General features: G+C 61.4%; 4 protein-coding genes. All 4 read left to right on the plus strand.

What is annotated here, in order from left to right:
- Positions 1-776: 776 nt before the first annotated feature.
- The 4 genes from L379_RS05930 to L379_RS05915 all read left to right on the plus strand — a co-directional run bounded on the left by L379_RS05930 (position 777) and on the right by L379_RS05915 (position 17,055).
- Entirely contained in the window at positions 777-12,200 is an 11,424-nt protein-coding gene (locus L379_RS05930) for a BapA/Bap/LapF family large adhesin (RefSeq protein ID WP_032654713.1), read from the plus strand.
- Between the two features lie 82 nt (positions 12,201-12,282).
- A complete protein-coding gene (locus L379_RS05925) occupies positions 12,283-13,686 on the plus strand; it encodes a TolC family outer membrane protein (RefSeq protein WP_023295304.1) in 1,404 nt (467 codons plus the stop codon).
- The gene (locus L379_RS05920) at positions 13,683-15,875 is read left to right on the plus strand and encodes a type I secretion system permease/ATPase (RefSeq protein ID WP_032654716.1); all 2,193 of its coding nucleotides are present in this window, start codon (positions 13,683-13,685) and stop codon (positions 15,873-15,875) included. The genes L379_RS05925 and L379_RS05920 overlap by 4 nt, the downstream gene beginning before the upstream one ends.
- Positions 15,856-17,055 (plus strand): putative HlyD family type I secretion protein, encoded by a 1,200-nt coding sequence (locus L379_RS05915; RefSeq protein ID WP_017382757.1) that lies wholly within the window; start codon positions 15,856-15,858, stop codon positions 17,053-17,055. Before L379_RS05920 ends, L379_RS05915 begins: the two co-directional genes overlap by 20 nt.
- Positions 17,056-17,178 lie beyond the last annotated feature (123 nt).

Here is a 17,178-nt window from a genome sequence, read left to right on the forward strand (position 1 = left end):
AACATGGATGGAAAATCAAATGTACAGACCCATAGTCGTTATCCTCTTTATTCTTCTGACGCTCGCCGCACTGATTGAAATGGGGATTATCTCTTTCGGCTAAACCTCCCCCCTCAGAAAGGCCACATTTGCGGCCTTTTTATTTATGAAATATGTGAAGTCGACAGTTTATTTTTATGCGTAGCAGAATCCAAACCCAAACCGAAAATATATTTCATTAATGCAATTCTTTGAAATATATCATACAGCAGATGATTCACCCTAACTTAAATCATTATTAAGCAGTCATTAATATTCGCTGTAATTATAAATAAAGCCTATGTATTCAGTATTATCCCCCTCTCATTTCCTCCACTACCTAATCCCGACCGCCTGTACGCCAACGCCTCTGTGGCGCGGCCCGCATAGCCAACAAAATATATTCGCGCTATCAATTAATTTTCTCTGCAATCACAGTGCAGGGTTTACAGACACTTAATTTGCACATTCAGATATTTATAGCTATATCATTTTTACAGCAAAACAAATAATACCTGCACAAATAATAAGGTTTATAAATTACGAAAATATAAATAAATAACAGTTACTCATGTAAATAATTAGCTTCGCCCTGATGTTGCCACGTTGATTGCTGGCGGGTCTCGGTCGCTCTAAAGAAAGCAACGGTAAATACTGTTTTATTCACAGTATTTTCGCCGGGAGCGCCCTCATCCCTCCAGAAAATATGGCCACGTCTGACACGCCGTAAACAATAACTCTGCTGGAGTAATAACTGTATGAGCCAAATATCTGTTATATCGAAACTAACTGGCGTGGAAACGACCACGGAGGGAACACAGGTAACACTCGGCCATTCGTCTATTGTTAAACTTAACGTGGATCGCGCCGATATCTCAGGTTACTCCCGCAGCGGAAACGATCTGGTGATTACCCTCCACTCGGGCGAAGTGATTACCCTCAAGAATTTCTACGTCACCGACGCGCAGGGCGTGAGCCAGCTGGTGCTTGAGGAGAGCGACGGTGCGCTGTGGTGGATTGAAGATCCAACCGGTGCCGCCACCTATGAATCCATCGCCTCCACGGACGCCCTACTGGCGGCGTCAGGGAGTGATACCGGCGGCGCCGCAGCGTGGCCCTGGGTGCTGGGTGGCCTGGCCGTCGCAGGTGGGATTGCCATTGCGGCGGGAACCGGCGGTGGAGGTGGCGGGGATGACGATAACAACAGTCCGAATCCCGGCAATCCGGGAAATCCTTCCGAGCCAGATACCACGCCTCCGGATGCCCCCACCAATCTACAGGTCTCACCTGACGGCAAAACCGTTACCGGTACCGCTGAGCCGGGCAGCACGATTACCCTGAAAGATGCCGATGGCAACACCATCGGAACGGGCAAAGCGGGCAGCGACGGGAAATTTACGATTGATCTCGGTACGCCACTCACCAACGGGGAACAGATCACCGCCACCGCCACCGATCCGTCCGGCAATACCAGCCAGGGCGGTCAGGTTACGGCACCGGATCTCACCGCGCCGGATGCCCCGGCCAATCTGGAGGTCTCCCCTGACGGCAAAACCGTCACCGGTACCGCTGAGCCGGGCAGCACCGTTACCCTGAAAGATGCCGATGGCAACACCATCGGAACGGGCAAAGCGGGCAGCGACGGGAAATTTACGATTGATCTCGGTACGTCGCTCACCAACGGGGAACAGATCACCGCTACCGCCACCGATCCGTCCGGCAATACCAGCCCGGGCGTTCAGGTCACGGCACCGGATTTAACCGCGCCGGATGCACCCGAGATTGTCACCGTCAATGATAACGTGGGCGCCGAAACAGGCCCGCTGAGCAACGGACAACGCACGGACGATGCGCGTCCGACGTTCAGCGGCATCAGTGAAGCCGGCACCGTCATTACCTTCTATGACAACGGGAAACCGATTGGCACCGCCACAGCCGATGCCACCGGGAAATGGAGCTTTACCCCGTCGACCAACCTGTCTGAAGGCAACCACGCCATTACCACCACCGCGACCGATGCCGCAGGCAATACCAGCCCGGCGTCCACGGCGGTAACCTTCGTGGTCGATACCGTCGCGCCTGGCGCGCCAGCGATCGTCAGCATCACCGATGATGTTGCGCCTGGCACCGGCACGCTCGGGAGTGGAAGCAGCACCAACGACCCGCGGCCACAGCTCACCGGCACGGCGGAAGCGGGCTCGACGGTCACCATCTATGATAACGGCATTGCCATTGGCACAGCGGTTGTGGGCAGTAACGGAAGCTGGAGCTTTACGCCGTCGGTGAATCTGAGCGAAGGCAGCCACCAGCTTACCGTGCGCGCCACCGACGTCGCCGGTAACACTGGCCCGGCCTCGCCGGTCTTTACCGTCACGGTAGATGTCACCGCGCCGCAAACGCCTTCCGGATTTATCATTAACGACGACACGGGCGTACTGAAAGGGGCGATCGGTGCCGGGCAATTTACCGATGCCTCAGAGCCGCGCCTGACGGGCAGAGGCGAACCGGGCAGCACGATCACGGTTTACGATAACGGCGTTGTTATCGGCACCACCACCGTTCTGCCGAACGGTACCTGGAGCATCACGCCGACGAGTCCACTGGCAGAAGGCACACACTCGATTACCCTGCGGGAAACCGATGCGGCAGGCAACCAGAGCGGTCTGTCTCAGCCGATCAACTTTACCGTCGATCTTACGCCGCCAGACATGCCGGTTGCGACGATCAACTCCGCAGGCACCCAGATCACCGGTACCGCCGAGCCGGGCAGTAAAATCGTCATCACCAACAATGCCGGGCTGCAAATCGGGACCGCCACTGCCGACAGCAACGGCAATTATGTCGCCAACCTGAACCCTGCGCAGACCAACGGTGAGATTATCTCCGTGGTCGCCTCCGATGCCGCAGGCAACCAGAGCTCACCGGCGCTGGTTAACGCAGCGGATATCACCCCGCCTGCCGCACCGGGCAACCTGGTGGTGGCGGAAGACGGGGCCAGCGTCAGCGGAACCGCCGAGCCAAACAGCACGATTATCATTAAAGCGCCGGACGGTACGATCATCGGCCAGGCCACCGCCGGTCCGGACGGCACATTTACCATCCCGATTTCGCCAGCCCAGACCAACGGCGAAGCCCTTGAAGTGACGGCCACCGACGGCAGCGGCAACACCAGCCCGTCTGGCTTTGCCGACGCGCCAGACAGCACCCCACCGCTGGCGCCGGAAAACGTGGTGATCTCTGCCGACGGCACCACCGTAACCGGTACAGCCGAGCCGGGCAGTACCGTCACCATTCGTGAAAATGGCGTGAAGGTCGGGGAAGCGGTCGCCGACGATCAGGGGAATTTCAGCGTAGATCTGATCCCGCCGAAAGCCAACGGCGAAGCCCTGACCGCCGATGCCACTGATACCGCCGGAAACACCGGCCCGACCGCGCCGTTTGACGCGCCGGACATCACCGCGGCACAAACCCCGGTCATCACGGGCGTGGTGGATGATGCCCCCGGCGTCACCGGTCCTGTCAGCCAGAACGGTCTCACCAACGACAGCACGCCAACCATCAACGGAACGGGCGAGCCTGGCACCACCATCACCCTCTACAGCGGTACTACCGAAATTGGCACCGCAGTCGTGTCGGCGAACGGTCAGTGGTCCATCACGCTGGAAACCGCGCTACCGGACGGCGGGCACGTACTGACGGCGACGGCGGTTGACGCCAACAATAACCTCAGCGGGACATCGAACACCTGGAGCATCACGGTGGATACCGCCGCCCCGGGCGCGCCGGCCATTACGCAGGTCATTGATGACGTACCGGGCCGCACGGGTGCGCTCGACACCAATGAAACCACCAACGACACGCTCCCGACGCTGAACGGTACCGGCGAGCCGGGCTCCACCGTGACGATCCGTCTGGACGGACAGGATATTGGTACTGCCGTTGTCAACAGCGGTGGCGCATGGACCTTCACGCCTACTACCCCATTAGTGAACGGGCAGCATACGTTCACCGTCGTCGCGAGCGATGCGGCCGGTAACGCCAGCGCACCATCAGCCGGCTTTACCTTTACCGTCGATACGACTCCGCCACCGGCGGCCACCATTGACACCGTTTTCGATAACGTGGGGCCCGTGCAGCTTCCGCTTAACAGCGGGGACACCACCGACGACACGCTGCCGCAGTTGCAGGGAACCGCACCGGACGGCACCACCATCACGATCTATGACGGAACCACCCTGCTCGGCACGGCCGTGCTCGACGGCAGCGGCGGCTGGAGCTTCACGCCAACCACGCCGCTGACGGACGGCCCGCACTCGCTGACGGTCCACGCAACGGATGAGGCGGGTAACACCACCATTTCGCCGCCGTTTGAACTGGCGATCGACACCACCGCGCCTGCAACGCCGGATATTCCTGAGATCACCGTCAACCCGGACGGCGGCACGCCGGGGACGGCCCTGAATCCTGGGGAGACCACCCGGGATACCACGCCAACCCTGAGCGGCTCGGGCACGCCGGGCGATACCGTCAACATTTACGATGGTGCCACCAAAATTGGTGAAGCCGAGATCGATGGCGACGGTAACTGGAGCTGGACACCCACCACTCCGCTGCCTGACGGCACCTACGATCTCTCCCTTACGGTGACCAACCAGGACAGCGCCGGGAACGAAAGCGCCCCGTCCACGCCGGTGACCATTACCATTGATACCGACGCGCCTGCCCAGCCGGGAACCCCAACGGTGACAGACAGCGTAAGCCAGATCACCGGCCCCGTGCTGGATGGCGAATCCACCAACGATCCGCGTCCGGTCCTGAGCGGCACCGGTACGCCGAATGACGTCATTACCATCTATGACCAGGTGGGTACAGGCGAGCCGCAGGCCGTGGGCAGCGTTACGGTGGACGGTAACGGTAACTGGAGCTGGCGTCCTGAGAACAACATTGGCGAAGGGACGCACGAATACACGGCGACCGCCACCGATGAAGCCGGGAACGAATCTGTGCCATCAGCCGGTATCACGATAACGGTCGATACCCTCGCCCCGGACACCCCTGTTATCAGCGACATCGCCGGCGCGCAGAACGGCGGGTCCACTAACGACACCACACCGACCCTGAGCGGAACCGGCACCACCGGCGAGACGGTGATCATCTACAACAACGGCGTGGAAGTGGATCGCGTTGAAGTCGTCAATGGCGGATGGTCCTATACCCTGCCGACGCAGACCGACGGCCCGCTGAATATCACCGTCGCCGCGGTGGACGATGCCGGTAACGTTAGCCCGGTAAGCCCGGTCTTTACGGTGGAGGTTGATACGCAGGCGCCAACCGTGCCGCAAATTGACGCCGTCTCTGACAGCCAGCTGACCAACAGCGTGCTTTACACCCGCGACGGTACGCCAACCCTCACCGGTATTGGCGAGCCGGGTTCAAGCGTCACCGTTTCTGTTGATGGTGTCGCCTCGCCGGTGGTCGTGGAGGTTCAGCCGAACGGGACATGGTCCTGGACCGCCGACCCTGCGCTTACCGAGGGGCCGCATACCTTCTCAGTGGCCGCGAGTGACGCGGCGGGGAATACCTCCGCCAGCTCCGGGGATCTCAGCGTGACGGTGGATACCCTGCCGCCTGCAACGCCAACCAATATCACCATTGCCGCGGAGGGCACCCCGCTGACCGGGACGGCAGATGACGGAACCACGGTGACGGTTCGTGACGCCAACGGCAATGTCATCGGGACCGGGGTCGCGACGGGAGGATCCTTCTCCATTGCCCTCTCCCCGGCCCAGTTGGATGCCGCGACGCTGACGCTCACCGCCACGGACCCCGCAGGCAATGCCAGCCCGTCAACCACCTTTGACGTGCCGGACTCTCCGCTCGAGCTGCCTGCGGTACCGGTGATTACGGCGATCAACGATGACGTCGATCCCGTCACGGGCGACGTGAAAGATAAAACCACCAATGACACCACGCCTACCCTTACCGGCACCGCCGATCCGGGCAGCGTGATCGCCATTTATCAGGATGGGGCGCTGGTTCCGCTGACGAACGTTGTTGCGGATGATAACGGCAACTGGAGCTACACGCCGCTGTTGCCGCTGACGGAAGGGCCACACACCTTTGCCGTGACCGCCACGAATACCACCACCGGCGCGACCAGCGGACAGTCGCCGATCGCGACCGTGACCGTCGACCTTACCGCCCCGACAGCGCCAGCCATCGGTGCGGTGACTGATGACGTAGGTCCGATCACCGGCCCAATCGCCGACGGGCAGAGCACCAACGACAACCGTCCTACCCTGACCGGGACAGGCACGGCCGGGGACACTATTACGGTGTACGATGACGGCGACCCGCTGGGCACCGTTGTTGTCGGTCCGACCGGCACCTGGAGCTACACGCCGCCTGCGCTGGACGACGGCAGCCACACCCTGACCGTGACCGCCACCGACCCGGCGGGCAATGAGAGCACCCCGTCGGCCGGGATCACCATTGTGGTCGACACCGTCTCCACCACGCCGGTGATTACCAGCGTGACGGATAACGCAGGCAATGCGGCAACGCCTGTCCCAAGCGGCGATCCAACCAACGACACCACGCCAACCCTGACCGGTACCGCCGAGCCGAACAGCGTCGTCGCCATTTTTGATGGCGCCACGCAGATTGGTACGGTGTCGGCAGACGGTACCGGCGCCTGGGCATTTACCCCTGAAACCGCCCTCGGGGAAGGAACGCATGACTTTACGGTCAGAGCGACGGATCCGCAGGGCAACGTCAGCCAGCCGTCCGGCGTCTGGAGCATCAATATCGATCTGACGGCGCCACAGGTGCCGACGATCGATACGGTCAGCGACAACGCTCCGGGTGGCGTAACCGGCCCGCTTACCGCCGGGCAGGTCACCAATGACACCACACCAACCCTGAGCGGCACCGGCCAGGCGGGTACCACCATTCACGTTCTGAATAACGGCGTGGAGATTGGTACCACTACGGTCGACGGCAACGGTAACTGGACCTTTACGCCGGATCCGGTTCTGACGGACGGGACGTATAACCTGCGCGTCAACGCCAGCGATGATGTCGGAAACGTCTCCGCCAACTCGCCAGTATTCGCCTTTACGGTGGATACCACTGGCCCTGCGGCCCCGGTGGTTACCACGGTGATAGACGATGTCAGCCCGGGAACGGGAATCATCGCCAGCAACGGTTCCACCAACGACACCCGTCCAACCTTCAACGGTACGGGGGAAGTGGGCGCAACGGTGCACGTTATTGTCGATGATGTGGAAATCGGCACGGCGGTCGTCAACGCCCAGGGTAACTGGACCTTCACGCCAACCACCGCGCTGGGTGAAGGGCCGCATACCATTACCTTCAACGCCACCGATGCCGCAGGCAATACCGGGGTCACCTCGCCACCGTTCAACCTGACGGTGGATACGTCGGTGCCCGACGCACCAGTCTTTACCCCTGCCACCGACAATGCCGGTCCCGTGCTGGGCCCGGTCGCCTCGGGACAAAGCACAGACGACACCACGCCAACGCTGAACGGCACTGCGGCAGCCAACGCGACCATCACCATCTATGAGAATGGTCAGCAGGTGGGCACCGCCGTGGCTGATGCCAACGGCGTATGGAGCTTCACCACCGGCACGCTGGCAAACGGCAGCCACACCTGGACCGCCACGGCAACCGATGCCGCGGGCAACGTCAGTCCTGCCTCACCAGGCTTTACGCTGGTTGTGGATACGACTGCGCCTGCCGCGCCGGTTATCACCCAGGCGATTGACGATGTTGGCACCATCACCGGGGCGATTGGCTCCGGCCAGACCACGAACGATCCTCTCCCGCGCCTGGTGGGGACCAGCGAGCCGCTGGCCACCGTGAATATCTACGAAGGCACTACGCTGGTGGGCACCGGTACTGCCGATGCTAACGGCAACTGGACCGTGGATATCACCGTGCCGCTGGGCACCGGGTCACACACCTTTACCGCAGAAGCAACGGATCAGGCGGGGAACACCGGCACGCCGTCCGCCGACTTCAGCCTGACCATTGACACCACGCCGCCAGCGCTACCGGTGCTGACCAGCATCACCGACGACGTCGGTAATGCTGCGACGCCTGTCGCCAACGGCGGGTTAACCAACGATGCACGTCCAACGCTCACCGGTACGGCAGAAGCCAGCGCGACGGTAACCATCTATGACAATGGGGTACAGATTGGCACCGCGGTCGCCACCGGCGGCGCGTGGAGCTTTACGCCGTCCACCCCGCTGGCTGACGGGCCGCATAATCTGACCTTCTCCGCCACCGACGCCGTGGGCAACGCCAGCGCGCAGACCGGGGGTTACACCATCAATGTGGATGCCACCGCCCCTGTCGCACCGGCAATCACCTCGATTGTGGATGATGTGGGAACCGTAACCGGCCCTGTCACCGGCACCAACCCAACCAACGACACCCGTCCGACCTTAAACGGTACGGCGGAAGCCAATGCCACCGTACGTATTTACGACGGCACGACGCTGGTAGGAACCGTCACTGCCGATGCCAACGGCAACTGGACGCTGCCGCAAACCAGCACCACGCTGACCGAAGGCGCGCATAACTTCACCGCCACCGCCACCGATGCCGCGGGCAATACCAGCGCGCCATCGCCGATTATCACGATCAACGTTGACCTGACGCCGCCACCAGCCCCAACCGGGCTGGCGGTGATCACCAACGGGACGCAGGTTACCGGTACGGCGGAAGCAGGAAGTACCGTCACCATTACCAGCAGCACCGGAACCGTGCTTGGAACGGCCGTCGCGGACGGCAGCGGAAACTTCAGCGCCACCCTCACCCCTCCACAGACCGGCGGGGAGTCACTGATTGTCTTTGCTACCGATAAGGCCGGTAACGCAGGTATCACCACCTCCGTGATTGCCCCGATCACCACGATCCCGAACGCGCCGGTTATCGCTAACATCGACGATAACGTTGGCACGGTGACGGGCAACCTGACCAACGGGAAAACCACCGATGACACCACGCCAACCCTGAGCGGCACGGCGCAGCCAAACGCGACTATCACCCTCTATAACAACGGGGTGCTGATGGGCACGGTCACCGCAAATGCCAGCGGCAACTGGAGCTTCACCACGCCGGTGCTGAGCGAAGGGCCGCATGCCTTCACCGCCACGGCGAGCAACGGCTCGGGCACCAGCCCGATTTCCACCTCGACCACCGTCATTGTCGATCTCACTGCGCCAACGGCCCCGACCGGGACCTTCAACGCAGACGGCAGTGTACTGACCGGTAGCGCCGAAGCGGGCAGTACCGTCACCATCCGTCTGGCGGATAACTCAACGGTCACCGCCACGGCAGACAGCAACGGCTCCTGGAGCTACACCTTCCTCAATAAACAGACGGAAGGCCAGACGCTGCAAATCACCGCCACCGACGCGGCAGGCAACGTCTCGCTGCCCGGCTCAGCCCTTGCGCCGGTGGTGCCGCTCTCAGCCAGCACCAACGTTGAAGAGCTGGCGCTGACAACCACCGCAACGGTGACCAACTCGCAGTACAGCGACTATGGTTTCCTGCTGGTGGGCGCCGTAGGTAACGTGCTGACGCTGCTCGGCAACGACACCGCGCAGGTAGGTTTCACCGTCGGCAGCGGCGGCAGTGCGGATATTGCCGTGAACGCCAACGCCACGGGGGCCGTACTCTCCCTGCTCAATACCCTTGAGCTGGTGGTACAGCGCTTTGACGCCGCCAACAACACCTGGACCACCGTGGTCGACACCGGACAGCCGCAGTTCGCTGACCTGCTGACCCTCGGTGCGACGGGGGTGTCGCTGAACCTGACCGGCCTGGCGGATGGTCAGTATCGCGTCCTGAGCTACAACACTAACCTGCTGGCAACCGGCTCTTACACCAGCCTCGATGTGGCGGTGAAAGAGACCAGCGCAGGCACCGTGTCCGGCGAGACCAGCGTTGTCGGGAACGTCATCACCGACGTGGATCCAACCGCAGGCAGCGACAACGCCCCGGCGGGCACCACCGTCACCGCGGTCACCAACGCCCAGGGCACCACCACCAGCGTCACGGCTGACGGCACGGTGATTCAGGGGCAGTACGGCACGCTGACCATCAACCTGGACGGCAGCTATACCTATAACCTGACCAACACCAGCGCCGCCGTCATTGGGCGCACGGAGAACTTTACCTACACCATCACCCACAACGGCACCAGCGCCTCGGCAAATCTGGTTCTGTCGCTGGGCGAAGGCACCAGCAGCAGCGGTATCGTGGCCGTGGACGATACCGCCTCGCTGACCTTCGATACCACCGTGGAGGCGATTAACAACGGCACCTCGTCGCAGGGCGGCTTTACCCTGGTGGGGATCAACCTTGGCAATACGCTGGGGCTGAACCTGCTGGACGATCTGGCCAACCCGATCATCTATAACGTGGAAGAAGGCACCACCCGCACCATGACCGTTCAGGCGTCCGTGGGCGGCGTGGCGCTGGCCTCGGTGTTCGACCTCTACATCTATAAGTTCAACAATGCGACGCAGACCTTCGAGCAGATGCGCGTTGAACCCGGCTGGCTGCGCGCGCCGCTGCTGGGCGGCACCTCCTCGCAGCTGACGCTGAATCTGCCCGCCGGCGAGTACCTGTTCCTGCTCAATACGGCGGCGGGGATCACCGCGCTGACGGCCTACACGCTGAACGTCTTGCAGGATCATGTCTACAGCGTGGCAAGCGTGAGCGAGAGCACGACCGGGGATGTACTGGCGGATGATATTGCGCCAGCGGGTACCGTAGTCTCCGACGTTAACGGCGTGGCGGTGAACAGCAGCGGTCTGACGGAGATCACCGGCGAGTACGGTACGCTGCGGATCAACGCGGCCGGGGAGTACACCTACACCCTGGACAGCGGGGTCGGCGCGGACCATATCAGCACGCCGGATACCTTCGTCTACACCATCACCGCGCCTGACGGCTCGAAAGACACGGCATCGCTGAACATCACCCCAACCGCGCGCCCAATGGATGCGGTAAACGATGTCAGCACCGCGATGGACGTCACGTCGGTTCACCATACGTCAACCTATACGGATACCTCCGTCGGCACCGCCAGCTGGACTACCGCCCTGTTGGGGTCAACGCAGGGCAGCGGAAGCGGAACCTTCGTGGTGGATGCAAACACCGCGCTGCATAACGCCTCGCTGCACTTTAACGTGGCCTCGCTGCTGTCGCTGGGCGGACTGACGGTGAACTGGTCAATCACTGACGGGACGAATGTGATTCGCAGCGGCTCCTTCAGCGGAGGCTCACTGCTGGGCGGCAGCATCGACGTTCCGCTGACCGGGCTGGATCTCAACGCCGGGACCTATACGCTGAACTTTACCGGCAGCGTACCGGGGCTGAGCGTGGGGAACATCACCATTACCCCAAGCGTAAACGGCACGACCTACTCCCTGTCGCAGTTCGACGCCACAGGCACCCACACCGTTGACGGCAATATCTTCGACGGCACCGGTTCCGCAGGGGCGATGGACCAGCTGCACTCGGTGGATACCCGCGTGAGCATTACCGGCTTCGACGGCGTTACCACCACGCTCGATCCGTACACCGGCAGCACGATGTCCAACATCACGGGCCACTACGGGACGCTGGCGATTGCCGCTGACGGCAGTTACACCTATACCCTTAACCCGGGGATCTCGCTCTCTACCATTACCAGCAAGGAGGTCTTTAACTACACCCTGACCGACGCCAGCGGCACCACGGATACCGCGTCGCTGACCATTGACATGGCGCCGAAGTTTGTCAGTTCGGAGCATAACGATGTGATTAGCGGCACGGCCTACGGCGACACGCTGATTTATCAGGTGTTGAACAATACGGCGGGTAACGCTACCGCAGGTAACAGCACGGGCGACCACTGGACGAACTTCTCCCTCACGCAGGGAGACAAGATCGACATTGGCGATCTGCTGGTGGGCTGGAACGGTAGTGCGTCGACGCTGGGGAACTATGTGTCTGTTTCACAAAGCGGTAACAATACTGTGATCTCCATCGACCGTGACGGCACGGGAGCCGCCTACACTAAATCTGCGCTCGTTACGCTGGACAACGTTCAGACCACCTACGACGAGCTTGTAAACCAGCAACACATCATTACCTGATAGCACCTGCAAGAAATGACCCGGGCGCGCACAGCGCCCGGGCATAAACAAAAAAGCAGTACTTTTTTATTAGGGACAAGACATGGGAAAGAAGATGCCTTACTGGTGGCTCTCGTGCTGCCTGATATCTGTGCCCGCTATCGCGGCAAACCCTGCGGCGATGATTAATACCGGACAATTAAGCGAAACGCAGGAACTCCCCTCTTTAAATGGTCGCGTGGCGCCCGTAGCCAGCAAAGCCGCCCCCGGCACGCTACAGCTGAATGAAGCGGTTAACCGCGCCGTGACCTGGCATCCGGCCATCAGTGAAGCCGTCGGCAAACTTTATCAGCAGAGCGAAAATGTGGACGTCGCCAAATCGAAATATTATCCGCAAATTAACGCCGGCATGGATAACGGTTATAGCCACGACGGTGACGATAATGGCTTTACCCCTTCGCTGGTGCTTTCTCTTTCGCAAATGCTTTACGACTTCGGCAAAGTCGCAAGCCAGGTACGCGCGGAAAACGCGGGCGTCGCCCAGCAGCAGGCCAACGTGCTGGTGAGCATCGACACCATCGCCCACGATACCGCCATCGCCATGGTGCAGGTGCAGACCTGGCAGCAGATGGTCGAGACCGCCAAAGAACAGCTGGATGCCCTGTCCTCCATCGGCACCCTGACGAAACAACGTAATGATGAAGGCGCAACGTCACTCTCTGACGTGGTGCAGACCGACGCCCGCATCGAAGGGGCGCGTGCGCAGCTGATGCAGTATCAGGCCAGCCTCGACAGCTCGCGCGCCACGCTGATGAGCCTGCTGGGCTGGGACAGCCTGAACGCGGTCAGCAATGACTTTCCGCAGAGCCTGGCCCGCAGCTGCGACATCGCCGAGCCGGACGATCGTCTGGTGCCCTCGGTATTAGCGGCCTGGGCGCAGGCCAACGTCGCGCAGGCTAATCTCGACTATGCCAACGCGCAAATGACCCCTACCGTTTCGCTGGAGCCGGAAGTTCGTCACTACCTGAACGACCGCTACGCCGGCAACGAAACGCGGGACCGCACCCAGTACTCCGCGTGGGTAAAAGTGCAGATGCCGCTCTATCAGGGCGGCGGCCTCACCGCCCGGCGTAACGCCGCCGGACACGCGGTGGAATCCGCCCAGTCCACCATCCAGCGCACCCGTCTTGAGGTGCGGCAAAAACTGCTGGAAGCGCGCAGCCAGGTGATGAGCCTGATGAGCACGCTTCAGATCCAGGGCCGTCAGGAAGCGCTCAGCGCCCGCACCCGCGAGCTGTATCAGCAGCAGTATCTCGATCTCGGTTCCCGCCCGCTGCTCGACGTGCTCAACGCCGAGCAGGAGGTGTATCAGGCGCGCTTTACCCAACAGCAAACCGCCGGACAGCTGCATCAGCTTCAGCTCAACTGTCTGTACAACACCGGGCGCCTGCGTCACGCGTTCGATCTTGAAAACCGCACCATCCAGACCGTGGAGATCCAGCCATGAAGCAACGCGATATTCCGCAGGGTGAAAATATGACGGATGAGGCGCTGGAGCAGTGGGCGCAGGCGTTTGGCTATGTGGCGACGCGCTATCGCGTTGCCTGCTCGCCAGGCTCGCTGATCGCCGGCGCGCCGTGGCTGAAAGGCAAACCGATGGTGCCCGCGCTGACGCAGCTCGCCCGTGAAGCCGGGCTGACATTCCAGCTGCTGACGGCCGATCAGCACGCCATCAACAGCTGGCGTCTGCCGGTGGTGGTGGAGCTGAACGACGGTAAAATCGGCGTGATCGACAATTTCGACGGCGAGGATACGCTTGAGGTCAGCTTTTTCGACGACAGCACGCACACCAACCGCCTGTCGATGAGCGCGATGCTGCCTGCCATCCGCCACGTCATCGCCCTGCGTCCGCTGGCGGCGCTGAAGGACAGCCGCGTGGATGCCTATATCTCCAAATACCGCCCGGACTGGCTCTACCGGCTGGTGATGCGCGACCTTCGCCCTTACAGCTGGGTAATGCTGGCGGCACTGTTCATTAACGTGCTCTCCCTCTCGGGCATCGTCTTTTCCATGCAGGTGTATGACCGGGTGATCCCCGCCCAGTCCTATCCGACGCTCTATGTGCTGACCATCGGGGTGCTGATCGCCACGCTGTTTGGCTTTGTGCTGCGCGTGGCGCGCGGACACATTATGGATCTGCTGGGTAAACGCTCGGATCTGCGCGTCTCGGATCGGGTGTTCGGCCACGCGCTGCGGCTGCGCCACAGCGCCATTCCGCGATCCACCGGCAGCTTTATCTCCCAGCTGCGCGAGCTGGAGCAGATCCGCGAGATGGTCACCTCCTCCACCATCTCCACCATCGTCGATCTGCCGTTTTTTATCCTGTTTGTGATTGTGCTGGCGATCATCGCCCCGCAGCTGGCGTGGATCGCCCCGGTGGCGGCGGTGATCATGGTCCTGCCCGGCCTGCTGCTGCAAAAGAAGCTGGCGGAGCTGGCGAAGCAGTCGGCGCATGAATCGACCCTGCGCAACGCGGTGCTGGTGGAGAGCGTGCAGGGGCTGGAGGACATCAAGCTGATGCAGGCGGAGAACCGCTTTTTGCAGCAGTGGAACAGCTATATCCAGATCACCGCCGAATCCGGTCTGCGCACTCGCGAGCTGACGCAGAACCTGATCAGCTGGGGGATGACCATTCAGAGCCTGGTGTATGCCGGGGTGATCGTGGTGGGCGCGCCGATGGTGATCGACGGCACCTTAACCACCGGTTCAGTGGTGGCCGCCTCAATGCTCGCCTCACGGATGATCGCCCCGATGGCGACGCTGTGCGGCGTGCTGGCCCGCTGGCAGCAGGTGAAGGCGGCCAAAGAGGGGCTGGACAGCATTATGCAGCTGCCGACCGAGAATCAGCGCGAAGAGACGCCGATCCGTCAGGACGTGCTGCGCGGACATTACCTGTTCGAGCAGGCGCAGTTTCGCTATCACCCGGAAGATCCGCGCATGGCGCTGCGCATTAACCGTCTGGAGATCAAAGCGGGCGAGAAAGTGGCGATCCTCGGGCGCAACGGCGCGGGCAAATCAACCCTGTTGCAGGCGATGGCGGGCGGGATGGATCTGGCGGGCGGTGAACTGCGGCTCGACAACCTCAGCCTGCCGCATCTGGACGTGGCTGACGTGCGGCGAAACGTTGGCTTTATGACCCAGAACGCCCGGCTGTTTTACGGCACCCTGCGCGAGAACATCACGCTCGGCATGCCGCGCGCCACCGATAAAGAGATCTTCGAGGTGCTGGAGATGTGCGGCGCGGCCAGCTTTGTGCAGAAGCTGCCGAAGGGGCTGGATTACCCGATTATGGAGAACGGCGTCGGGCTGTCCGGCGGGCAGCGGCAGTCTGTTCTGCTGGCGCGGATGCTGCTGCGCGATCCGAATATCGTGCTGATGGACGAACCGACCGCTTCCCTTGATGAGCATACCGAGCGGGAATTTATTCAGCGCCTCGGAGCGTGGCTTGGCAACCGCACGCTGATTGTCGCGACCCACCGCGTGCCGGTGCTGGAGCTGGTGGAGCGCGTGGTGGTACTCAAAGATGGCATGCTGGTGATGGACGCGCCAAAAGCCCAGGCGCTGAACAACAGCCGAATGCAGCAACAGCAGCAGGCAACCGGACGGGAGTGGAAAAATGAAAATCAGTCAGCGTGACGTTGCCGCAGTAGAAGATCTGGATAACGCGCTCGACTCCGAAAGCGGTTATACCGGTGCCCGGCGCATTGTTTTCTTCTCCCTGCTGATGTTTGTGGTGCTTGGCGTCTGGGCGTGGTTCGGGGTGCTGGACGAAGTCTCAACCGGTACCGGGAAAGTGATCCCCAGCTCACGCGAGCAGGTTTTGCAGTCGCTGGATGGGGGCATCCTCACCGAGCTGAACGTGCACGAAGGGGATCAGGTGCAGGCCGGACAGGTGCTGGCGCGGCTGGATCCTACCCGCTCGGAATCCAACGTCGGCGAAAGCGCGGCGCGTTACCGGGCATCGCTGGCCTCCAGCGCGCGTCTGTATGCCGAGGTGAACGATCTGCCGCTTAAATTCCCGCCGTCCCTGGCGAAATGGACCGACCTGACCGCCGCTGAAACGCGGCTCTACAACTCGCGCCGCGCCCAGCTTGAGGATACCCAGCGGGAGTTGCGCGCCGCGTTAGATCTCGCGAACAAAGAGCTGGCGATAACCCAGCGGCTGGTGAAAACCGGGGCCGCCAGCCACGTGGAAGTGCTGCGCCTGCAACGGCAGAAAAGCGACCTGGAGCTGAAGCTCACCGACGTGCGTTCCCAGTATTACGTGCAGGCCCGTGAAGCGCTGTCGAAGGCCAACGCCGAGGTGGATATGGTGTCAGCGATCCTGAAAGGCCGCGAGGATTCCGTTACCCGTCTGACGGTGAAGTCTCCGGTGCGCGGGATCGTGAAAAACATCAAAGTGACAACGATTGGCGGTGTGATCCCGCCCAACGGTGAGCTGATGGAAATTGTGCCGGTGGACGACCACCTGCTGATTGAAACCCGCCTCTCGCCGCGGGATATCGCCTTTATCCACCCTAATCAGGAGGCGCTGGTGAAAATCACCGCCTACGATTACGCGATTTACGGTGGGCTACACGGGGTGGTGGAGACCATTTCGCCGGACACTATTCAGGACGAAGCGAAGCCGGAGGTGTTCTATTACCGGGTGTTTATCCGTACCAGCCAGGATTATCTGGTGAATAAGGCGGGCAGGCACTTCTCGATCGTGCCGGGGATGATAGCGACGGTGGATATCAAGACCGGGGAGAAAACGGTGCTGGATTATATGATCAAACCGTTTAACCGGGCGAAGGAGGCGCTGAGGGAGCGGTAGTCAAACGCCGGGTGGCGGCTGCGCCTTACCCGGCCTACATTCTCGCAGGCCCGCGCAAGCGCAGCGCCGCCGGGCATTAATCCGCACGCAAGACGTGGAATCCGCCTCGAAGAATTAACCTTT

Source organism: Enterobacter sp. MGH 33, assembly GCF_000534535.1.
Taxonomy (GTDB): domain Bacteria; phylum Pseudomonadota; class Gammaproteobacteria; order Enterobacterales; family Enterobacteriaceae; genus Enterobacter; species Enterobacter hormaechei_C.

Bases quoted from the DNA above. Each gene is read 5' to 3' on its own strand.
- L379_RS05930 (WP_032654713.1), top strand. From the start codon at position 777: ATGAGCCAAATATCTGTTATATCGAAACTAACTGGCGTGGAAACGACC.
- L379_RS05925 (WP_023295304.1), top strand. From the start codon at position 12,283: ATGGGAAAGAAGATGCCTTACTGGTGGCTCTCGTGCTGCCTGATATCT.
- L379_RS05920 (WP_032654716.1), top strand. From the start codon at position 13,683: ATGAAGCAACGCGATATTCCGCAGGGTGAAAATATGACGGATGAGGCG.
- L379_RS05915 (WP_017382757.1), top strand. From the start codon at position 15,856: ATGAAAATCAGTCAGCGTGACGTTGCCGCAGTAGAAGATCTGGATAAC.